This window comes from Cobetia sp. 14N.309.X.WAT.E.A4, assembly GCF_030397495.1.
In the GTDB taxonomy this organism is placed as follows: Bacteria; Pseudomonadota; Gammaproteobacteria; order Pseudomonadales; family Halomonadaceae; genus Cobetia; species Cobetia marina.
The window spans coordinates 423291-446471 of record NZ_JAPNXT010000002.1 but is presented as its reverse complement, the minus strand read 5'-3'; the positions used below and the strand labels follow the sequence as shown (position 1 = coordinate 446471).

15 protein-coding genes are annotated in these 23181 nt (G+C 64.5%); 3 read left to right on the top strand and 12 right to left on the bottom strand.

Annotated elements, in window-relative coordinates; translation table 11 throughout:
* Positions 1–10: 10 nt before the first annotated feature.
* The 3 genes from pstC to OW493_RS05155 all read right to left on the bottom strand — a co-directional run bounded on the left by pstC (position 11) and on the right by OW493_RS05155 (position 3755).
* Entirely contained in the window at positions 11–1267 is a 1257-nt protein-coding gene (gene pstC, locus OW493_RS05165; RefSeq protein ID WP_077379287.1) for a phosphate ABC transporter permease subunit PstC, read from the bottom strand.
* Positions 1268–1396: 129 nt separating this feature from the next.
* Positions 1397–2413, bottom strand: a complete 1017-nt coding sequence (locus tag OW493_RS05160) for a substrate-binding domain-containing protein (protein WP_077379285.1) — start codon at positions 2411–2413, stop codon at positions 1397–1399.
* 130 nt (positions 2414–2543) lie between these two features.
* The gene (locus OW493_RS05155; RefSeq protein WP_289863437.1) at positions 2544–3755 is read right to left on the bottom strand and encodes a Bcr/CflA family multidrug efflux MFS transporter; all 1212 of its coding nucleotides are present in this window, start codon (positions 3753–3755) and stop codon (positions 2544–2546) included.
* A gap of 428 nt (positions 3756–4183) precedes the next feature.
* Here OW493_RS05155 and tal point away from each other — a divergent pair, with 428 nt between their 5' ends.
* Complete coding sequence (gene tal / locus OW493_RS05150) at positions 4184–5122, top strand: transaldolase (protein ID WP_077379279.1); 939 nt, start codon at positions 4184–4186, stop codon at positions 5120–5122.
* A 116-nt stretch (positions 5123–5238) separates the two neighbouring features.
* Here the strand turns inward: tal and OW493_RS05145 are convergent, their stop codons facing one another.
* The 6 genes from OW493_RS05145 to OW493_RS05120 form a co-directional block, all read right to left on the bottom strand.
* Positions 5239–5793, bottom strand: a complete 555-nt coding sequence (locus OW493_RS05145) for an STAS domain-containing protein (RefSeq protein ID WP_084209290.1) — start codon at positions 5791–5793, stop codon at positions 5239–5241.
* Positions 5786–6937: a PP2C family protein-serine/threonine phosphatase gene (locus OW493_RS05140; protein WP_084209291.1), complete on the bottom strand. Its 1152-nt coding sequence runs from the start codon at positions 6935–6937 to the stop codon at positions 5786–5788. Before OW493_RS05140 ends, OW493_RS05145 begins: the two co-directional genes overlap by 8 nt.
* 107 nt (positions 6938–7044) lie before the next feature.
* Entirely contained in the window at positions 7045–7800 is a 756-nt protein-coding gene (locus tag OW493_RS05135; protein WP_240499592.1) for a VacJ family lipoprotein, read from the bottom strand.
* A 142-nt stretch (positions 7801–7942) separates the two neighbouring features.
* On the bottom strand, positions 7943–9187 hold the full coding sequence (locus OW493_RS05130) for a beta-ketoacyl-ACP synthase III (RefSeq protein ID WP_271302430.1): 1245 nt from the start codon (positions 9185–9187) through the stop codon (positions 7943–7945).
* A 289-nt stretch (positions 9188–9476) separates the two neighbouring features.
* Positions 9477–13643 carry an ATP-dependent RNA helicase HrpA gene (gene hrpA / locus OW493_RS05125; protein ID WP_289863434.1) on the bottom strand — a complete coding sequence of 1389 codons (4167 nt, stop codon included), beginning with the start codon at positions 13641–13643 and terminating at the stop codon, positions 9477–9479.
* Between the two features lie 221 nt (positions 13644–13864).
* Positions 13865–15613 (bottom strand): AMP-binding protein, encoded by a 1749-nt coding sequence (locus OW493_RS05120; protein ID WP_289863433.1) that lies wholly within the window; start codon positions 15611–15613, stop codon positions 13865–13867.
* 470 nt (positions 15614–16083) lie between these two features.
* Here OW493_RS05120 and cysK point away from each other — a divergent pair, with 470 nt between their 5' ends.
* Positions 16084–17049, top strand: coding sequence for a cysteine synthase A (cysK, locus tag OW493_RS05115; RefSeq protein WP_077379423.1), 966 nt, complete (start codon positions 16084–16086; stop codon positions 17047–17049).
* A gap of 120 nt (positions 17050–17169) precedes the next feature.
* Here cysK and OW493_RS05110 read toward each other — a convergent pair whose 3' ends face one another.
* The 3 genes from OW493_RS05110 to OW493_RS05100 are packed head-to-tail and all read right to left on the bottom strand — an operon-like array spanning position 17170 to position 20712.
* Entirely contained in the window at positions 17170–18057 is an 888-nt protein-coding gene (locus OW493_RS05110) for a class II glutamine amidotransferase (protein ID WP_191236589.1), read from the bottom strand.
* Entirely contained in the window at positions 18050–20149 is a 2100-nt protein-coding gene (locus OW493_RS05105) for a vWA domain-containing protein (RefSeq protein ID WP_289863429.1), read from the bottom strand. Before OW493_RS05105 ends, OW493_RS05110 begins: the two co-directional genes overlap by 8 nt.
* Before the next feature lie 44 nt (positions 20150–20193).
* Positions 20194–20712: a hypothetical protein gene (locus OW493_RS05100; RefSeq protein WP_289863428.1), complete on the bottom strand. Its 519-nt coding sequence runs from the start codon at positions 20710–20712 to the stop codon at positions 20194–20196.
* Positions 20713–20953: 241 nt separating this feature from the next.
* Between OW493_RS05100 and OW493_RS05095 the strand changes: the two genes are divergently transcribed.
* Positions 20954–23143, top strand: a complete 2190-nt coding sequence (locus OW493_RS05095) for a prolyl oligopeptidase family serine peptidase (protein ID WP_289863427.1) — start codon at positions 20954–20956, stop codon at positions 23141–23143.
* Positions 23144–23181: the final 38 nt, after the last annotated feature.

Sequence of the window (23181 nt, the reverse complement as noted above, 5' to 3'; positions counted from 1 at the left end):
TGTCTCGGCCTCACAGATTGTTGGCGCTGTACTTCTCACGGAAGCGGCGGATGAGAACCACCGAGACCATGTTCAGCAGCAAGGTGACGACGAACAGCACCAGACCCAGCGCGAAGGCGGACAATGTCTCGGCACTCGCGAATTCCTGGTCTCCCGTCAGCGCGGCAACGATACGCACCGTCACGGTGGTCATGTCTTCCAGCGGATTGGCGGTCAGATTCGGACGCATGCCCGCCGCCATCACCACGATCATCGTCTCGCCCAGCGCACGCGACATGGCCAGCAGTGACGCCGAGATGATGCCCGGCAGCGCGGCCGGCAGGATGACATTGCGGATGGTCTCGCCCTGGGTCATGCCCAGCGCCAGAGATCCCTGACGCATGGTGTCCGGCACGGAGGTGATGACGTCATCCGACAGTGAGGAGATGAAGGGAATGATCATGATGCCCATGACCAGTCCCGGCGCCAGAGCATTGTTGTAGGACGCCTCGATGCCCAGCGGCGAGAAGATGTCGACGATCAGCGGTGCCACGGTGATGGCGGCGAAGAAGCCATAGACGACGGTCGGGATACCGGCGAGCACTTCCAGCACCGGCTTGGCCACGGTACGCACGCGCTCCGGGGCGAATTCCGACATGTAGACCGCTGCCAGCAGGCCGATGGGAATGGCCACCAGCATGGCGATCAGAGTGATCATGAAGGTACCGGCGAACAGCGGAACCGCCCCGAAGTTGGCGGTGCTCTCGACGCCCTCGCCACGGCCGGCTGCCAGCTGGAAGCTGTTGCCCGGGTCCCAGGTGGTGCCGGTGATGAAGGTCCAGAAGCTTTCCATCTGGAAGAAGCGGATGGCTTCGAAGATGATGGAAGCCAGAATGCCGAACGTCGTGACGATGGAGATCATCGCCGCCCCGATCAGCACATAACGAATCAATGTCTCGATCGCATTGCGCGCGTGAAAATCAGGCTTCACCAGCGCCAGACCGATGAGCATGCCGACACCTGCGACGACGAGGCTGGCAGCCAGCAGCTCGGCGCCCTCGATGGATACCCCGGCCGTGGCGATCGCCAGTACGGCGGCCAGTCCGACCAGCAGTGCCGGGCCGGCACAGGAGATGGCGGTGAACCAACCGTATTGATCCGGCTGGGCGTACATCTCTGCCCCGCTGGCACGCACCTTCTGCGCCTTGCCTCGGCCGACGAAGAAGGCAATCAGGCCAGACAGCGCCACGATGCCAATGAAGAAGAGAAAGATCTGCTGAGTCTGCATCTTTCGAGTCCCGGAGTCGCGTTATCCGCAAAGTGAAGGCAACTTGCCTGTCCGATATCCCTGCGGACCGTCATGCAAACGGGCCGGCTGCCAATGGCAACCGGCCGCGTCGTGGGTCAGCTGCGTCAGTTACTTCTTGAGGTCAGCCAGGGTCAGCTTGGTGCGGTTCTTCACCTGCTCACGCAGGGCTTCACGCTCATCCTTGGGCAAGGGAATCAGGCCGATGCCCTTCAGGTAGCCCAGCTCACCGATCATCTTCTCGCTCATGAACAGGTCGTTGTAGGCCTGCTGCGCCGGCACGTCATCCTTGTGCTGGTTCTTCACGTAGTAGAACAGCGAGCGGGACACCGGGTACTCACCGGAGGAGATGGCATCGGCTTCCGGCAGGACGCCATCGATGGAGGCACCGACGACCTTGTCGGCGTTCTCTTCCAGGAAGGAGTAGCCGAAGATACCGAAGGCATCGGTGTTCTCGACCAGTTTCTGGATGATCAGGTTGTCGTTCTCACCCGCCGCGATGTAGTGGCCGTCCTGACGGATGTTGGTGTAACCCTCACCGCCGTAGCCTTCCATCTCTTCGGTGGACACTTCCATCACCAGCTCTTCGAAGGCATCACGCGTACCGGACGTGGAAGGCGGACCATAGACGGTGATCTTGCGATCCGGCAGGGAGGAATCGATCTCGGACCACTTGGTGTAGGGGTTGTCGACCAGCTTGCCATCGACCGGCACCTGAGCGGCAACCGCCAGGGTGATCTGCTCACGCGTCAGGTTGATGTCGCCATCACCGACCGCCTGAGCGAAGGCGATGCCATCGAAGCCGATCATCGCTTCGGTGATGTCGGTCACGCCATTCTCTTCACAGCGCTCGAACTCGGACGTCTTCATGCGGCGGGAAGCGTTGGTGATGTCCGGCGTGCTGTCCCCGACCCCTTCACAGAACAGCTTCATGCCGCCACCGGAACCGGTGGACTCGATGACCGGCGTCGGGAAGTCGCTGGTGGCACCCAGCTCTTCCGCCACATAGCTGGAGAACGGATAGACCGTGGAAGAGCCGACGATGCGCAGCTGTTCACGGGCTTCTGCTGCACCGACGGATGCGGCGAGAACAGCGACTGCGAGACCTGACTTGAGGAACGCCTTCATGCCTGAAACTCCTTGCGAAAAGAATGAGCCTTGAGGTTGGCTTCTTGTCTACGAGGAGCACTTTGCCAAGCATTCATGACAACCGTGTGACAGTCATCGCGAGTCGCCGTGTGATCAATGACCCTCAGTCCTAGGGGGCGGCATGACGCGCCAGGGCGCGACGCCCCGCCAGCACGCGCAGCAGGATATTGCTGACCAGCGCCGTGCCCAGCATGCCGAGGATCATCGGCCACAGGCTGTCCAGCGCCAGCCCTGCGATCAGCATGCCGATCAAGGCACCACTGGCGAATTGCAGGCTGCCGATCAGGGCGTTGGCGGTGGCGCTGATACGGGGGAAGTACTCGAGCGCGGAAGAAATCGCATTGGGAGCGACCATGCCGTTGGCCCCGACGAAGAGCATCAACAAGGGTGCCATCAGCGCCAGATGATCCAGCCCCAGCGCCAATGCCAGCACCAGCAGACAGGCCGCGAGCAGCTGGATACCGATCCCGATGCGCAGCAGCCGTGGAGGCGACATGCGTGACAGCAGGCGCACGTTGAGGCGATTGGCGGTGAACATGAACAGGATGTTGGCCCCGAACAGCGCCGGGTACCAGGAGGCGGTGACACCGAAGTGCTCCATGTAGACATACGGGGAGGCGGTGATGAAGGCGAACATGCCACCGAAGCCCATCGCCTGGGTAATGGCATAGCCCATCGCCGGGCCATGGCGCATCACGCTGACGTAATCGCGAGCGACCTGCGCGATGCTGGCCGGAGGCTCATCCACTTCGCGATGGCGGCGTGTCTCCGGCAGCCGGAAAGGCAGCACGACCAGCAGAAAGGCGGCATAGGCGGCCAGGAAGGCGAAGATCAGCCACCAGCCCGCCAAGCCCAGCAGCAGACTGCCGATCGCCGGGGCGATCAGCGGTGCCAGCATCATGATCACCGCGACGGTCGAGAGCACCTTGGCCGCCTCGCGCCCGCTGAAGCAGTCACGCACGATCGCCGAGGAATTCACCACCGAGGCCCCGCCGCCCAGCGCCTGCACGAATCGCAACGCATAGAGGCCTTCGAGACTGTCGACCTGGGTGATCGCCAGACTCGCCAGCAGGAAGACGAAGATCCCGGAGAGCAACACCGGCTTGCGGCCGATGCGGTCCGACAGCGGCCCGAAGATCAATTGCCCCAGCGAGAAGCCGAGCAGGAAGATCGACAGCGACAGCTCCGTATGATGGACGCTGGTGTCGAGCGCTTCCGCCATGGCCGGCAATGCCGGCAGATAGGCATCGATGGCCAAGGGGGCCAGTGCGGTGTTGGCAGCGACCAGCAAGGCCAGCTGACGGGTTTGACGCTTGTCCACATCCCCTCCCGAGAGTTTCACGATAACGGCGCGATCATGCGCCTGCTGAAGAATCCTTCACGATGCGGCACGTCATGGACCCAGGTGCCGGCATCGGCCCGCTCACCGGCTCCCTTACCGTTCTTGGGTCCCCGACACCTCGGTGCCAGCCTGTCGCAGGCATGAGCGGACACATCTGCCGGTAGACCGCGACAGTGGGCGCGCCGCCATACAATTGATACAGTTGAGGTAACGAACGTGAAGAAGTTGTCACATCCATGTGATCATGTTCACACCGACAGCGACGACATCCCCGCGGTACGGCCGATGGAGTATCATCGTCGAGGCTCTGGCCATGTCGTTCCCGCTTCGTAGCCCAGACCTTCACGTCTTCCCTTTTCATGAAGGTCGTCATCGGACGACCCGCGCTCAGTACAGGAAACTCTTGCATGGCACAGGACAAGCTCTCCCAACTCAAGGACATGACCACCGTTGTCGCCGACACCGGTGACCTCGAGGCGATTCGTCGCTTCGCGCCCACAGATGCTACCACCAACCCGTCGCTGATCCTGCAGGCCGCTCAGGACCCGTCGCGTCGCGAGCGCCTGACCGAGGTCGCGCGCAAGGCCACCGACATCGACGATGCCGTGGACGCCGTGGCCGTGGATATCGGCACCGAGATCGCCGGTCTGGTACCGGGCTATGTCTCCACCGAAGTCAGCGCCCGCCTGTCCTTCGATGCCGACGAGACCATCCGTCGCGCGCATCGCATCATCGAGCGCTACGCCGCCAATGGCGTCGGTCAGGAGCGCATCCTGATCAAGACCGCCTCCACCTGGGAAGGCATTCGTGCCGCCGAGAAGCTCGAGCGTGAAGGCATCCGTACCAACCTGACGCTGCTGTTCAGCTTCGCCCAGGCCCAGGCCTGCGCCGATGCCGGCGTGACGCTGATCTCGCCCTTCGTCGGCCGTATCCTCGACTGGCACAAGGCCAACCAGCCGGATGCCGATTTCAGCGGCGACAACGACCCGGGCGTGAAGTCCGTCAAGGCCATCTACGAGCACTACAAGGGTCACGGCTACAAGACCATCGTGATGGGCGCCAGCTTCCGCAACACCGGGGAAATCGAAGCCCTGGCCGGTTGCGACCGCCTGACCATCTCTCCGGCGCTGCTGGGTGAGCTGGCCGAAAGCACGGGCCCGCTGGCGCGTCGTCTGCAGGCCGCCGATGCCGAGCGCAACGTGCCGGAAGTGCTGACCGAGTCCAACTTCCGCTGGGACATGAACGAAGATGCCATGGCCACCGAGAAGCTGGGCGAAGGCATCCGCAAGTTCATGGCGGATCAGCGCAAGCTCGAGTCACTGCTGGCCGAACTGCGCAGCCACTGAGCATGACGTCGAGAACACGCCCTTGTCGAGCAAGGGCGTGTTTCTGGCGCAGCAACGAAGAGCGCCTGCCGTGAATCACGGCAGGCGCTCTTGCGTTCAGGCGACACCCCGCATCGTCAATGCGGCTGGCGCTGCTCCTCGCTCTCCAGAAGCTCGATCAAGGGCTGGAACTGCAGGCGATTGTGGCCATTGAGACACATCAACAGACGATGCGCCTCGAGAATACGGCCGCGCAGTGCCTGCTCCTGACTCGCCGAGGCCTCTGCCCCACCCTCGACCGGTACCTCCGCCGTGGCGTCATCACAGCCCGAGCTGTCCAGCTCGGCCTGCTCCGCCTCCGCCAGCTGACTGGCATCCACGACACTGGCCACCTCATCGAACCCCATGACCTTGAGCATGGTCATCACATCAGGGTGAGCCGCTACCACCTGGGCTGGCAGGATCAGTCGATCCCGCACGGCCAGTGCCAGCTTGGCCAGAAAGCCCAGTGCAGTGGAGTCAATGTTGGTGGCTTCGCGCAGATCGATGATCACGCTTTCCAGACCATCGACCGCTGCCACGCGTTGAACCTGCTGGTCCAGCGTGGCACACAGTGTCAGGCGTACGTCACCCGACAGCTTGAGCACGAACAGGCCGTCATCGAACACGGCCTGGATACGTCCTTCATCCATCATGGAATCCTGTCAGCGTCATCAGGGTAAGGTCATCCGGCAGCTCACCATCCAGTGCCAGACCGCGGCGCAATCCCTGCACATCCTCACTGCTCAGTATCCGTTGATGCAGTGCTTGAGTTCGTTCCTCCAGCGCCTCGCCCGGCAGGCACTCCAGCACACCATCACTGGCGAGCCACAGGCGGAAACGCGCGGGAAGCGCCACACGATACGCCGGATAGCGGGTGCCTGGGAAGAGGCCTACCGGGCGCCCGCTGCCTTCCAGTACCTGAATCCCACCCTCCGGAGTCACCAGGACCGGCATCGGCAGCTGGGCCCCCAGGGTGTAATGCAGCGTGGCCGCTTCACGGTCAATCACGCCGCACAGCACGGTCGCGTGCTTGCCGATGCCACTGTCCAGCAGCTCACGGTTGAGCAACGCCAGCCATTCAGGACCGAAGGTTTCCGGCGTATGTTCCTCCCAGTGGCGAATCGCACGCGCGAACAATAGCTTGAGCAGCACCGTCACGAAGGCCGAAGACGCCCCATGCCCGGAGACATCGGCGAAATAGAACAGACTGAAACGCTCATCGATCGCCTGATACTCGAGAAAATCTCCCGACAGATACAACGAGGGCGACAGGCAATAGTCATAGCGGATGCCATTGATTCTCTGCCCACTTTCCGGCAACAAGCGTTGCTGGATCTGCCCACCGGCCAGCTGGTCCTGACGCAGCATCGCCAGATGCGTCTCGAGATGCTCATTGAGCTCCTCGAGGCGCGCGCGGGCCTTGGCGTGTTCATGCGCGAGCTGGTGATGCTCCGCCGCCCGCTTGAGCAGACTGCGCAACACCGAGCCATGCTCACGCGGGGCGATCAGATAATCCACCAGCCCCGCCTCCACCGCGGGCAACAGGCATTCATCGCCACGACTCTCGGCCACGACCACCGTGGGCAGGCACTCGGCGAGACGCGCCCACTCCTGACTGGCCACGGCCTCGACATGCGCCACCACCACCGCGACCCCACTGGGCAGCGTTGCAATGCTGTCACAGGCCGCCACTGCACAACGCTCATCCGTCAACAGCGTCGCCAGCGCATCACGCCGCGAGCCGACCAGATCGATCAGACCGATCAACAGACGCTTGCCTTGCTCATCCGCCATGCCAACCTCTCATGCCCGTCCCGTGCCGCAATCCACTGCCAGACCCTGGCGCCTCGCCATCGCGCTATCCGCGTGCCTCGACGTGCCGCCAGGACACTCGGCAGCCCTTACTGGCTGTCATCTTCCGGTGCAAAGGCACCATCGAGATCCGCATCATCGAAACTGTCGCTGGCGAAGGGATCATCCCCGAGCTTGCCATCGTTGATCTCGAAGTTGCGACGCTGCAGATAGGCATCGCGGATGAAGCTGTAGCGATCTCCCTGAATCAACTTCTCCTGCTCGAGCAGACCGGCACGGGTATCGACGAGATCCAGTGCTTTCAGGCCATAGCGCACCTTGTCTTCCTCGAGGTAGTTGATCGGATCATTGAAGTAATCCACCGGCATGCCGGCAGTGTCACGCAGCGTGCTCGGACCGAACAGCGGCAACATGAGGTAAGGCCCCTGGCCGGCGCCCCACACGGCAAGTGTCTGACCGAAATCTTCCTCGTCGACCGTCCAGCCAAGCTCGCTGGCCGGATCGAACAGCCCGCCGATACCGACGGTGGAATTGAGCAGCAGGCGCCCCGTGGAAATCCCGGCATTCGCCCACTTCCACTGCAGCACCGAGTTGAACATGGTGCGCACTTCCCCGAGGTTGGAGAAGAAGTTGCCCACGCCATCCTGAACCAGCTCCGGCGTCACGTAATCGTAGCCCTGAGCCACCGGCTTGAGCGCATAGCGATCCAGGGTGTCATTGAAGGTGTAGACGTTGCGGTTGAAGCCCTCCCACGGGTCCTGGGGATTCGGCTCGCTGTCACCTGTACTGGCACAACCGGCCAGCAGAGACATGGCCAGCAGTGCCGGCAGGGAAGTCTTGATCATGTGCATCGCATCACCTGTAAGTCTGTTGGAATCCTGCAGCGGTCCTTGCCACATCCATGGCTGTCAGGTCCGGTCTTCTTTATACGTTCCGCTCACGCCAGGAGCCAGTGCGCCATCCGCTCAAGCACGCCATCAGCGCGTATCATCCACAGCGTTTCAGCAGCACGCTTCCCGCACTGTAGCCGGCCCCGAAGGAGCAAAGCACACCCAGGCTGCCAGCGGGCAGATCCGCATGATGCAGATGGAAGGCGATCACCGACCCCGCCGAGCTGGTATTGGCATAGCGGTCGAGAATGATCGGCGCTTCCTCGCTCGACGGATCACGCCCCAGCACGCGACGAGCGATCATGTCGTTCATGTGGCGATTGGCCTGGTGCAGCCACATGCGATCAAGATCACCGCCATCGGCCTCGAGCTCGCCCAGATGCGTGGTGATCAGCTCGGCCACCATCGGGCAGACTTCGCGGAACACGCGCCGACCTTCCTGGATGAACAGCTTGTCATCGGCCTGTTCACGGTGCGTGGCGCTCTCCAGCGTCGTGGCAGATGCCACATCATCCTCAAGCACCGCGGTGCGATTGAGGAAGCCGAAATTGTTGCGTATCGCGTTGGAGAAACGGGTCACCAGTCGCGTACCGAGCACCTCGAAGCCATCGGTGCGCGTGGCGACATCCGCCGCTTCCAGCACCACGGCCGTGCAGGCATCGCCGAAGATGAAGTGACTGTCGCGATCACGGAAATTCAGATGCGCACTGCAGATCTCGGGATTGACCATCAACACCCGCTGCGCGCTGCCACTGCGGATGGCGTTGGCTGCGGTCTCGATCCCGAAGGTGGCGGAGCTGCACGCCACGTTCATGTCGAAGGCATAGCCACCGGCCTCGAGCGCCGCCTGCAGCTCCACCGCCACGGCCGGATAGGGGCGCTCGAGATTGGAGCAGGCCACGATGACCAGATCAAGTTCCTCGGCCTTCACGCCCGCCGCGGCCAGCGCCTCACGCGCGGCCGCCACGCCCATCTCGCACTGCACAGAGGGTTGATCATTGTCGCGCGCGGGCAGCCGCGGGCGCATGCGCTCAGGGTCGAGAATACCCTCGGCATCCAGCACGTAGCGGCTGTGGATACCCGAGGCCTTGACGATGAATTCAGCGCTGGACTCGGTACGCGGCTCGCGCTCACCCCGAGCGATGGCCTCGGCATTGGCGGCGTTGTCCGCCGCCACCCAGGCATTGAAGGAGGCGACCAGCGCCTCGTTGCTGACGGCATGTTCCGGCGTGTAGAGGCCGGTGCCGGTGATCAGCACGCGGTGATTGCCAGTGGCGTCCAGCTGGCGCTCCGCCGTGGTGGCGCGAGGGTCGGCAGCGTGCTGATTGTCGTTGTTGGGCATGCATCCACTCCTGACAGTGGCCTCTCGTCGGAGACCACCGATTGATCGGGTGACGTCGCGGCTGACATCCCATGCGGCGGATGCCGAGCCTCCGGGTCCGCGCCGGCAGCGAGACAGCGTCACCCCCTTGTCTTCAGTGTACGCTGTCTCGCGCCAGGCGGACGCCTGAACCTGGCATCCGTCCCGTGATAACAGCCGTCTCTTAAACAGCTTTCTCTGTATGCAGCTTGAGCCATACGCGAGCATCACGCCTCCACGCAGCAGTCACGCAAGCGGATGGCGGCTCGACTCAGCGCCGCGCCATCAATTCCTGCCAGCGCTTCTCCAGCCGCTTGGGGGAGACGGTCTCCAGCGTGCCGAGCTGCTGAGCGAACAATGAGACGCGCAGCTCCTGCAGCCACCAACCGAACTCCTCCAGCTCCGCATCGGGCAGGCCCTGCTCGCGGGCCTTGCTCAGGCGGGCATCAAGGCGTGTCTCGAAGCTCTTGACCGCCTCCATGTCACGTTGATCACGCATGCGCTCACGCGGGGCCTTGTCGAGGCGGATCAGCATCGCCTCCACATAGCGTGGCAGCTGATGCAGCCAGGCACCCGCCTCCTGGAGGAAGCCCGGGTGCACCAGGCGGGCCTGCTGGGCCTTGAGGTCTGCCACCACCAGCGCCATCGAGAAGTCGATCTTGCCCTTGAGGCGCTTGGAAAGCTCCAGATGCTGCGTGAGCGCGGCCTCCAACGGCTTGATCAGTGCTTCGGCGTGGGGCACCAGCTCGGCCCGCTTGTCATCCAGGCGCGCCTGCAACTCACCGCGCGAACGCGGCAGCGGCTCGACGGCCATCACCTGCTCGAAGACGCTGTAGAGGAAGTCATCCGCCAGCTGGCGACGCGTGCCGACCTTGGCGAACAGCAGCGCGCAGCGCTCCAGTGCCTTGAACTCCCGGTCCAGATAGCGCACCTGGTCCGGCAGGCGCGCCATCGCCAGACGCGTGATGCCATCACGATGCGCGGCGGCGGCCTTGGCCGGATGATCGAACAGCTCCACGCTCAGCTGCTGCTCGCTTGAGGCGGCAGCATTCGCGGGCGAGTGACTTGACGGTGCACTGTTTCTGCCGGTCTTGCGTGCCAGCTTGCGTTCCTTGGCACTCATGCCGCCCTCGGCGGGCGCCGACGGCTTCACCACCAGCGCCGGATAGGCCTCGACCCGAATGCCTGCCTGGGTGGTGCTGTGGGAGGTCGCGATCGGCGCCTCCGGCAGGTCTTCCAGCACTTCACTGTCGGCATCGCGGCTGCGACTGGCCATGGCGCGTGCCGCGGCGGCCGCCGAGTCCTTGAAACGCGCCTCGAGCACTTCAAGATCACGCCCCTCCCCCAGCACCTTGCCGTCCTGATCGACGATGCGCAGGTTCATGTTCAGGTGCGGCTCCAGCGTCTCCGGCGCCCAGGCATCCGACGGCAGGCGCAGGCCAGTCTTGACGCGCATGAACTCTGCCAGCGCGTCGGTCAGCGGCACGTCGTCCGGGGTCAACGCCTCAAGCGCGGCATCGACCCAGTTGGGAATCGGCACCACCTGCTTGCGATACTGCTTGGGCAGCGATTTCATCAGGCCGATGGCCTTGTCCCGCAGCAGCCCCGGCACCAGCCACTCGATGCGATAGCGCGGCAGCTGGGAGAGCATCGCCGCCGGGACCGTCATGGTCACGCCGTCATCCACCGCGCCGGGTGCGAAGTGATAGCTCAGCGGATAGGCGACACCATTGTGATGCAGCTGCTCGGGATAGCGTGCGGCGGTGACTTCCTCGGCATCGCGCGCCATCAGGTCATCGAGATCCAGATGCAGGACATTCGGATTGTCGCGCTCGGCATCCTTGCGCCACTTGTCGAAGCCGCGCCCGTTGTAGATGCCTTCCGGAATCCGCTCGGCATAGAAGGCGAACAGCGTCTCCTCATCGACGAGAATGTCACGCCGGCGCGCACGATCCTCAAGCTCCCCGACTTCCTCCATCAGGCCACGATTGTGGGCGAAGAATGGCGCGCGGGTCTGGAATTCACCCTCGACCAGCGCCCGGCGGATGAACAGCTCGCGGGATTCCTGTGGCGCCAGCGGGCCGTAATGCACCTTGCGCGCGGTGACGATGGGCAGGCCGAACAGCGTGACCTGCTCACTGGCGACCACCTGGGCACGCTTCATCTCCCAGTGCGGCTCGCTGTAGCTGCGCTTGACCAGATGCTCGGCCAGCGGCTCGACCCACTCGGGCTTGATCGCCGCGACCTGTCGCGCGTAGAGCCTGGTGGTCTCGACCATCTCGGCCGCCATCACCCACTTGGGCGACTTCTTGGCCACACCGGAGCCCGGATGCACGAAGAAGCGTCGGTTGCGCGCCCCGAGATACTCGCGATTTTCCTGCTTGAGGCCGAGATTGGAGAGCAGCCCGGTCAACAGCGCACGATGCAGGGCTTCATGATCAATGGCCACCGACGGACGACGGCCCTGGCCCGGAGACGCCAGTACCCGCGCGGTGACCTCGGCCTGTGCCTCGGCGTCGCGCTCGTGCTGGCTGCTGGTCATCTCCAGCCCGAGATCCCGCGTCAGCTGCTTGAGCTGACGGAAGGTGTCATGCCACTCGCGCAGACGCAGATAGTTGAGGAAGCGCGCCTTGCACCAGCGACGCAGCGGGTTGGCGCCCAGGGCATCACGCGCCAGCTCGAAGCCTTCCCACAGATTCAGCCAGCTGACGAAATCGGAGCTGTCATCGTCCCACTCGTGGTGGATCTGATCCGCCTGCTGGCGCTTGTCGGCGGGACGCTCGCGCGGGTCCTGGATTGACAGTGCACTGACGATGATCAGCACTTCACGCAGACAGCCGCGCGAGGCGCCTTCCAGCACCATGCGCGCCAGACGCGGGTCGATGGGCAGACGTGCCAGGGTGCGACCATCACGACTCAGGCGGTTGTGCTCATCCACCGCGCCCAGTTCGCGCAGCAGGCGGAAACCATCGGTGACGAAGCGCGAATCCGGCGCATCGACGAAGGGAAACTTCTCGATGTCGCCCAGCTTGAGCGACAGCATCGACAGAATGACCGAGGCCAGATTGGTGCGCTGAATTTCCGGCTCGGTGTATTCCGGGCGCGCGAGGAAATCCTCCTCGCTGTAGAGACGGATGCACAGGCCTTCGGCGATACGCCCGCAGCGGCCCTTGCGCTGATTGGCGCTGGCCTGACTGATCGGTTCCACCGGCAGTCGCTGGATCTTGGAGCGATAGCTGTAACGACTGATGCGCACCAGCCCCGGGTCGATCACGTAGCGGATGCCCGGCACGGTCAGCGAGGTCTCGGCGACGTTGGTGGCCAGCACGATGCGCCGGCCACGATGCGGCTGGAAGACGCGATTCTGCTCTTCGTTCGAGAGCCGCGCGTACAGCGGCAATACCTCGGTATCGCGCAGCTGGGCGCGACGCAGGGTATCCGCGGTGGCGCGGATCTCGCGCTCGCCGGGCAGGAAGATCAGCACGTCACGCGGGCCCTGCATCCAGCCCTTCTCGCGCTCGATCAGCGACAGCTCTTCCACCGCGCGCAGGATGCCTTCCTGCAGGCTGAGGTCTTCCTCATCCTCGGCATCGCGCACCAGCGGCAGGTACTGGGTCTCGACCGGGAAGTTGCGCCCGCTGACCGAGACGATGGGCGCCGGCGTGCCATCCTGGGCCGCGAAGTGCTGACTGAAGCGCTCCACGTCGATGGTCGCCGAGGTGATGATGATCTTGAGGTCCGGACGACGCGCGGTGAGGCGCTTGAGATAGCCGAGCAGGAAGTCGATGTTCAGACTGCGCTCGTGGGCCTCATCGATGATGATCGCCTCGTAGCGGCTCAGGTCCGGATCATGCTGGGTTTCCGCCAGCAGGATACCGTCGGTCATCAGTTTGATCAGCGTCGAGGGGCCAGTGGTGTCGTTGAAGCGCACCTGATAGCCGACCGTCTCGCCGAGGGTCGTCTCGAGCTCCTCGGCCAGACGCGCCGCCACCGAGCGTGCCGCCAGACGGCGTGGCTGGGTGTGGCCGATCAGACCATTGCGCCCCAGCCCCATCTCCAGACACAGCTTGGGCAGCTGGGTGGTCTTGCCCGAGCCTGTCTCACCGGCGACCACCACGATCTGATGCTCGGCGAGCGCGGCGAGGATGTCCTCGCGACGTTCCACCACCGGCAGCTCCGGCGGATAGTTGAGTGCGGCCGGTGTCTGCCAGCGCGCCAGCGCCGTCTCGCGCGCGGCACGCTGGGCGATGCTCGCCTCGAGGCGGCTCTCGATATCGTTGATGGCACGATCGACCGGCTTGCCTTCCTTGAGACGCCGACGCAGGCCAGCCAGGCGCTTGCCCAGCTCGCGCTGATCACGGCTCAGGGCGCGTTCGAGGCGAGCCGCAAGGGCTTCAAGACGCGCATGTTCGGACGGTGCGGTAGCGGTGTCGCTCAAGGACTGCCTCTTCTCAACCAGCGACCACACGCCACGCGCGCAGCCGGATACTCTCGGGAACTCAGCCTCTCGCCCGACTGCACAGGGCAGCGAGCCACGAGACCTGAATGACGAAACGGCCCGCCAACGAGTGACGGGCCGTCCATTGTAGCCCCGCGCGTAGCCACGCCCAACCTTGGCGGCCGCCCGCTCATGCCGGCGGCCCGTCTCAACGCCGGGATTCAGGTCTCGCGCACCGGGGTATTGCCTCCTTCGTCGTCGCTGTCACGCAGTTCACGGCGCAGCACCTTGCCCACGTTGGTCTTGGGCAGCTCATCGCGGAATTCGACGAAACGCGGCACCTTGTAGCCGGTCAGCTGCTCCTTGCACCAGCTGCGCAGGCTGTCGCGGTCGAGATCCGGGTTGCTGGACACGACGAACAGCTTGATCGCCTCACCGCTCTGCTCGTCCGGCACGCCAACCGCCGCGGCCTCGACGATATCCGGATGCCCGCTAACCACGTCCTCGATCTCGTTGGGGAACACATTGAAGCCGGAGACGATGATCATGTCCTTCTTGCGATCGACGATGCGCACGAAGCCATCCGGCTGGATGACCGCGATATCGCCGGTGCGGATGAAGCCCTCGTCATCCATCGCCTCACGCGTGGCGTCATCACGCTGCCAATAGCCCTTCATCACCTGGGGACCGCGCACGCACAGCTCACCCGGCGCGTCACGCCCCAGCGTCACGCCCTCGGCATCCACCACCTTGAGTTCGGTGCCGGGCACCGGCTTGCCGATGGTCCCCAGCTGCAGCTCACGCGGGGGGTTGAAGCTGACGATGGGCGAGGTCTCGGTCATGCCGTAGCCCTCGGCGATCGGGCAGCCGGTGACGGCTTCCCAGCGTTCAGCCGCGCTGCGCGTCAGGGCCATGCCGCCGGAGATGGTCAGCTTGAGGCTCGAGAAGTCCAGCGCCTTGAAATCATCACGCTGGCACAGCGCCGAGAACAGCGTATTGAGGCCGACGAAGGCGGTGAACGGTGTCCTGGCCAGCGTCTTGATGAAGCCATCGATGTCACGGGGATTGGTGATCAGCACGCTGTGGTTGCCGCTCTCCATGCTGTAGAGGCAATTCACCGTGAAGGTATAGATGTGATAGACCGGCAGCGGCGCGATCAGCACCTCCTGGCCTTCATTGAGCACATCACTGATCACACCGCGCGCCTGCAGCATGTTGGCCACCAGATTGCAATGGGTCAGCATGGTGCCCTTGGCGACCCCGGTGGTCCCGCCGGTGTACTGGAGTGCCGCGATGTCGTCGGCCTCTCGCGTGACACGCGTGTGCGAGAGCCCCGCGCCGCGCTTGAGCACGCTGCGCAGCGAGTGGGCGTCGGGCAGATGGTACTTCGGCACCATCTTCTTGACGTAGCGTACGGCCAGGTTGATCAACGGGCGCTTGGGGAAATCATGCAGGTCACCGATCTCGGTGATGATGACCTCCTCGATGGACGTGCGCTTGAGCACCTTCTCGAGCTTGTCCGCCATGTTGGCCAGAATCACGATGGCGCGTGCGCCGGAGTCATGGAACTGGTGCTGCATCTCGCGCTCGGTATAGAGCGGGTTGGTGTTGACCACCACCAGACCGGCGCGCAGCGCCCCGAACACGGCCACCGGAAACTGCAGCAGGTTCGGCAGCTGAATGGCGATACGATCCCCGGGTTCAAGGCCGGTCTCATGCTCAAGCCAGGCGGCGAAGTCGCGCGACAGGCGATCCACATCGGCGTAGCTCAGCGTCTTGTCCATGCAGCTGAAGGCCGGACGCTCGGCATAGTTGGCGCAGCTGGCCTCGAAGACCTCCAGAATCGAGGGGTACTCCTCGAGACCGGACAACGGCTCACCGCTGAGAATCAGGGAATCGGCGGCCTCTGCCGAGCCTGACTGGTGCGGATCATGGGCTGCCGCAGGGGCGGCAGGATTGGCATCACGCATGGCACTTGGCTCCATGGCATCGTTCGTCTGGTGCATTCCCCGAGAGGCGGTGGAGACCGCTGGCGGCTGCTTGACGACAGCCCTCGCGAGTGATCGCAACACTTGTTGTTATCGGGACGTGGTGTCCGCAGCTGGACGGACACGCAGGAAATGACGGGGGATGCCGAGATGGCACTCCACCCCACCCTCTCATGCTGTCAGGCTACCTTAACCAGCCGCCTCGAGATTGTAAAACGATCGATTGAAACCATCGTTCACATTACGGGAATCGACTGCTGTCGGCCATGACGGCATGCATCACATGGGGCCCTGACGACGCTGACATGTCGTTATGCTCTCAAGGCCTTTGAATCGCGACGCGCTACCTCTTACTCTGAAGCCCATCCACACAGAACGCCAGTGGCAGCCGCATGCCCGGCGTCTGTTTCTCGTCACTCATGTCACTGTTCATCGATCAGAGAGATTTCCCCATGGCAAAGATCTACCAGGACAACTCACAGGCCATCGGCAATACACCGCTGGTCAAGATCAACCGCCTCAGCCGCCACCCGCGCCTGTACGCCAAGGTGGAAGCCCGCAACCCGGCCTTCTCCGTCAAATGCCGGATCGGTGCCAGCATGGTGTGGGATGCGGAAGCGCGCGGCGAGCTCAAGCCGGGCATGGAGATCGTCGAGCCGACCTCCGGCAATACCGGTATCGCGCTGGCCTTCGTCGGTGCGGCGCGTGGCTACCCCGTCACCCTGACCATGCCGTCCTCCATGAGCATGGAGCGCCGCAAGGTGCTGAAGTCACTGGGTGCCAATCTGGTGCTGACCGACCCCGCCAAGGGCATGCAGGGCGCCATCGACAAGGCCTGCGAACTCAAGAAGGCCGAGCCGGAGCGCTACTTCCTGCCGCAGCAGTTCTCCAATCCGGCCAACCCGCGCATCCATGAGGAAACCACCGGCCCTGAGCTCTGGGATGCGCTGGACGGCGACATGGACGTGCTGGTCGCGGGGGTCGGCACCGGCGGTACCATCAGCGGTATCGCACGCTACTTCAAGACGGTGCGTGGCCAGACGCTGGAAGCCGTGGCGGTAGAGCCGGCGGAATCGGCCATCATTGCCCAGCGCCTCAAGGGCGAGCCCATCACCCCGGCACCGCACAAGATCCAGGGGATCGGTGCCAACTTCATCCCCGACAATCTGGATCTGACGCTGATCGACCGCGTCGAGTCGGTGGTCAGCGAAGACGCCATGGCCATGGCGCGTCGTATCATGCAGGAAGAAGGCATCATGTGCGGCATCTCCTGTGGTGCGGCGATGACCGCGGCACTGCGCCTGGCCGAAGACCCGGCCTACGCCGACAAGTCCATCGTCGTCATCCTGCCGGACAGTGGCGAACGCTACCTGTCCTCGCCGATGTTCGCCGGCATGTTCGATGATGTCGAAGGCTGAATCTGATGCCTGCCGCTGACCGCAAACGTCAGTGAAGACCGGGAAGCCAGACACACGAAGGGCCGCGATTGCGGCCCTTCGTGTGTCTGGCGATCGAACGACTTTTCTAGCGCTCAGGCATCAGCAACTCAGGTCCGAGGCCAGCCAGTCCGGCTTGCGACGCGCGGTGGCGGTGCGATCGACCGCCCCGCTCTCGGCCTGCCCCTGCTCTTCCTGACTCAGCGGCAACTCACCGCCAAGACTGGCGACCAGCTCACCTTCCCGGAACACGACCAGCTGCCCGGGCAGCAGCCGCTGCCATTGCTCGTTGTCGGTCAGCGGGTCGGTGGCGATCACCGACACCACATCGGCATCGGTGGTGTGTTGCTGGAAGTCGACGCTCATCTCGAAATCGGTGAGGCTCGCCTGCCCGAAGGGCGCTCGGCGCGTGATGTGCGCAAGCTTGGTGGAGCAGTAGGCGTAGAGATGCACGCCATCGGAGAGCAGCAGATTGAAGACCCCCAGCCCGCGCAGACGCTCGCACTGGGCATGCAGGTGACGCCACAGGTCCTCACAGCGAGAGGGCGGTTCCGGGAAGGCACGGCGGATCTCGCCGAGCAGGAAACAGGCGGCGTGCTCGCTGTCCGTGCTGCCCACGGGGCGATAGTACGGCAAGGGAAGCGTCTGCCAGTCCGCCAGCTGCCCATTGTGGGCATAGCACCACTGGCGCCCCCACAGCTCCCGCGTGAACGGGTGGGTATTGGCCAACGTCACCTGGCCGACATTGGCCTGGCGGATATGACTGATCACCATCTGTGACTTGATGGGATAGTCGAGAATCATCCGCGCGATGGGCGAATCCACTGAAGGGTGCGGGTCACGGAATTCGCGATAGCCACCCTCTTCATAGAAGGCGATACCCCAGCCATCGCGGTGCGGGCCGGTGCCACCCCCGCGTTGCAGAAAGCCCGCGAAGCTGAAGCAGATATCGGTCGGAACATTGGCACTCATGCCAAGCAGCTCACACATGGGGTTCCTCCCGTCGGGTCGGTTTGCGTGTCATGCGGCGCACCAGCAGGATCAGCATCAGCAGGCCGAATGCGCCGGCCACGGCATAGGCGATCATGCGGCTCCGGGCAGAGCCGGCTTCCTGGCGCGCGAAGTCGGAAGCGCCCTCGAACCACTGGCCGATCAATGCCGGTACCTTGTCGATGGGCAGACGGCCCTTCATCAACAGGGCGTTGAGGTCTTCCGGCGCGTCTTCCCCGGCCTGATCCAGCCCCTCGATCTCACCGAAGCGCTCCCCTTCGATGGGCGTGCGATCCAGATTGGCCGCCCGACGCGCCGCGTCCGCATTGAGGGTATAGGGCGCGAGGTCCAGCACCGGCGGAGCTCCGTCGAGCGCGAGTCGCGCGCTGATCTGCACATCCGCCTGGACGTCCGAGTCCAGGGGCGGCAGGTCGATGCGCCATTGCCGCTCGCCATCCTCCGCCACGCTCAGGGCCTCCCCATGCAGCGTCGCAACCAGACGCGTGTTGGCGGTATTGAGCAGCGGATGACGCGCACTGACTTCCAGCGCGTCAGGCGACTTGCCGGTACGCGGGTCAGCGCCGACGGGCTCGACCAGCAGCGGGTCCACCACGCTGGTACGCTGACTGAGCTGGCGCGCGAAGGAGGCATTGTCGCGATAGCCCATCACGGTCAGGGTCAGGCGGGCGCCACCGAGCTGGTCGGGGGCCGGCATGTCGACATGGAAGTCGGCGCCGTCACGCTCAAGGCCTCGCTGCTGCGCGGTGGTGACATCCTCCGCCGCGCCTTCTCCCTCCTGCACGTCCTGCTCCGGCACCAGACGTGCATTGCCATCCAGCGTCGCCAGGAAGTCCTCATCATTGACGGCGCGCGCGCCATCGACCAGCGATGCGGTCAGCGAGTAGTCGAAACCCCGATAGAGCGTGGCAGGCAGGGGCCGTGATACCAATGCCAGTTCCGAGACGATCGTGATGCGGCTATCGGCCCCCACCTCACCCTCGAGCTGCCACTTGCCGGTCTCGGGGTCCGTCACGGTGATCAGGTCATAACGCGGCTGGTGCTCCCAGCGCACCCCTTCCGGCAGTGACGCCTGGTCGGCGAGACGGTAACGCTGCCCCTGCGGCGAAATCAGCACCGGCGAGCGATCATCGGGGCCGTGGAAGACCAGGGCGGTGAATTCCTGCACGCTGTCATCGATCACGAAGTGCTTGTCGTTCAGCGGTACCTGCTCACCGGGCACGATGCGATCCAGCGCCGCGAGGAAGGCACGCAACAGGTCTTCCGGGCTCTCGGCGACCGTCGCCAGGCCGCCGGTACCGTCCGCGATCTGCTGAAGCAGATCCACATCGGCATTGCGCGACAGCGCCACCGTATGCACCGTGATGTCGTGGGCGGCAAGCTGCGGCGTCAGCTCATCCGTGATGCGCTGACGCGAGGCGCTGTCCGCGGCGGCCTTGCGGGTGCTCGGCTCACGCAGGTCGACCATGCCATCGGAAAGCAGGATGATCTGACGCGGTGCATCACCACCCACGCCGGCATCATTTCCCTGGGCAGCGGCGCGCAGGCCCGCCTCCAGATCCGTGTACTGCTCATAGTCGTCGAGACGGCTCTCGAGTCCGCGGGCAGACCGCTTCCAGCCGGCATCCACCGCCCCCAGCGCCAGCAGTGACTGCACCTGCTCACCGAAGCCCCATACCCCGGCATGCGAGCGCTCCGGCAACAGCGTCACCAGCAGATCCAGCGCACTGGCGCGCAGATTGGCCGGGTCGTTGTGCTTCATGCTGCCCGAGACATCGATGGCCAGGCGCAGATCCGGTGTCTTGCCCGGCGCTGCCGCCTCGCTGGGCGACACTTCGCTGGGCGACACCTCTGCGCCTTCCTGTCTCCCGCTCGGTGAAGCCGCGACCTTGGGGGCAGAGGCTGTCTCTTCGGCCCATGCCGAGGTGGCCCCCAGCCCTGAGAAAGCGCTCAGCAGCGAGATGGTCAGACCGGCCAGCCCCCGGCGCCACGCGCGGGGATCTGACAGGCGCCGGCGGGCGCGCCGAACGACGGGACGAGCGAGAGACGACGAGGCATTCACATCACGAGCCATTGCAGATCCTTGTTCCACCCATGGGCAAGCCTGGGCAGCGTTGATCAGAGAGAAGGTTCCTGACGATCCCGCGCGGCGCGCGAGCGAGTGGCGCCACCGGCGGACGTGTCACGACGCTCGGCACGCAGGCCCTCTCCGTGCAGGTCGTCGTTCTCTTCTTCGTCGGCACTTGACGCGCGACGCTGACGCGAGCGGGCCATTTCACGCCGACGCTGCTCACGGCCACGTCCCAGCCACCAGATGCCGAGACCGGCCGCGATGCCCGCTCCGATGCCCAGTACCAGCATGGCGAAGGCCGAGGCCATGCCGCTGCCATCCTTCTGGATCAGGCTCACCGCGAAGGCCACGATGGCTGGCGCCGTACCACCATAGGAATCTTCCGGCACGCTGGCCGTCACGTGAAAACCGGTCGGCACCGCGATCATGCCGGCCACCGCTCCCACCACGATCCAGCGTATGAAGCGCGGCAAGGCGCGAACCGCCAGATACCCGGTCACCAAGACCACTGCCGCCAGGCCAAGATAGATCAGCCACATCTGCGGCAGAGAATCCGAAATCAACATGCCCTTCACTCCTGTCAGAACTTCCTGGCGAGACCTGTGTCAGGTCTTCGATATAAGGCCAGCCATCACATCCTCCCCACTCAGGGGGCCGCTCACCGCATGACGTCAGGCGCGGCTCATCGCCAACCAGGGACGCGACATGCCGCTCGCGGCAAGGGCTTGCGAACGCTGTGGGACAGGCTCAATGTTACACTCCAAGCCCGCCCGACACACTCGGGCACACGACATTCAAGAGGTAGCCATGTCCGACAGCCCCGTCCAGCGTCATTATCGTGCCGAAGACCCCCACTGGCACTGGCTTGAAGCGCGCGACACACCAGAGGTAAAGGCCTTTCTCGAGGCTGCCAATGCCGAGAGCGATACCTGGTTCACGCCACTCGAGTCACTGACTGACGCCCTCTACACCGGACATCTGGCCCGTCGCGAACTCGCCGTTTCCAGTCTGCCGGAAGCCCTCGACCATCACGTCTACTGGAGCGAGACCGCCGCTGACGCGGAGTATCCCGTCTGGTGGCGCCATCCGTTGGAGGCGGACCCCACGGATCGCTCGCGCCATGAATGTCTGCTGGACCTGCAGGCCCTGTCGCGCCATCACGATTTCGTCGAACTGGGCGACATGGCCATTTCGCCCGATGAGCAACGACTGGCATGGACTCTGGACACCAGCGGCGACGAGGTGTTCAGCCTGCGGCTTGCAACACTGAGCGCGGCTGACCGCGACGCGCGCACGCCAGTGCGTGGCGAGGCCCGGCCTGGCGAGGTCCGGCCTGGCGAGGCCCAGCCTGGCCGGGCCCGGCCTGCAGGGCAGGACGATGAATGTCTGCTGGAGGATATCGGGCCGGACCTGGTATGGGCCGAGGACGGTCAGCACCTGCTGTTCACGCGCTATGACAGCACCCAGCGCCCCTTCGAGATCTGGTGTCTGGACATCGAGAGCCGTGCCGAGACGCTGCTCTACCGTGAGGAAGACAGCGAATTCTGGGTCGGCATGGGCAAGACCCGCTCACGGGACTGGCTGGTACTGGAAACCGCGTCCAAGGACACCAGTGAATCCTGGCTGCTGCCGGCCGCGGCACCACTGGGCGAGATGACGCTGGTGCGCGCACGCGAGACAGGCGTCGAATATGGCATCGATCACCGCCCCGGCCACTTCTATGTGCTGCACAACAAGGAGGCGCCGCATTTCCAGCTGGATATCGCCGCCGAGCATGCCCCCGGCAACTGGCAGCCGCTGATCACCACTCGCGACGACGTGACGCTGGAAGGCGTGGAGGCGTTTTCCTGGGGCCTGATGGTCGATGAACGCGATCACCGTCAGGCCCAGGCCTGGCTGCGCGTGATCGAATTCGAGGGCACGGCGCCTACGCAAACGATCTGCCGCGACGAACGCCTGGCGATGCCGGAGCAACCGCTGAGCCAGGGGCTGGGCGACTGCCCGCACTTCGACGCTCGCCGCCTGCGCATCCGTGAGGAAAGCTTCACCACGCCGCCGAGCTGGATCGAGCTGGATCTTGACACGGGTGAGCGCACCTTGCTCAAGCGCCAGACCGTGCATGGCGATCTCGCGCCAGAGCAGTTGATCAGCCGTCGTCTGTGGGCCACCTCCGACGATGGCGAGCAGGTGCCCGTCTCGGTGGTGATGCGCCGTGACCTGTGTGATGGCGAGGGTATCCCCCACGCCCCGCTGCCGGTACTGCTCTATGGCTATGGTGCCTACGGCGAGACACTGGACCCCTGGTTCTCCATCGCGCGGCTGGAGCTTCTCAGCCGTGGCGTCGCCTTTGCCGTCGCCCACGTGCGTGGCGGTGGGGATCGTGGCGAGCCCTGGTATCTGGCCGGCAAGCTGGAGCACAAGGAAAACAGCTTCAATGACTTCCTCGCCGCGCGGGATGCGCTGGTCGAGCAAGGCGTCGGGGCCGCGGAGCGCATTGCCGCCTACGGTGCCAGCGCCGGTGGCCTGCTGGTCGGGGCCAGCCTCAACAAGCGCCCCGAGGCCTTCTGCGCCGCGGTGCTCGATGTGCCCTTCGTGGACGTGCTGCGCACCATGGAAAATCCGGAGCTGCCGCTGACCACCGCGGAATACACCGAATGGGGCAACCCGCACGAGAGCGAGGCGCGGCGTCGCATCCGCGCCTATTCCCCGCTGGACAACCTGAGCGCCGCCCCCTACCCGCCGCTGTTCCTGCAGGGCAGCTGGCACGATACCCGCGTGCCCTACTGGGAACCGGCCAAGCTGTATGCCCGCCTGCGCCAGATGGACTGCACGCCGCATCCGGTGCTGCTGCGCACCGACATGAGTTCCGGTCATGGCGGTGCCTCGGGACGCTTCAAGGCCTGGCGTGACAACGCCCGGCAGGATGCCTTCCTGCTGTGGGCACTGGGCGTGTGCGAGAAAGCAGGCAGCGAAACGACCGCCCGCAGCAACGGCTGACGCTCGCACGGCGCTCTGCGACTCGCCTACGACAAGGC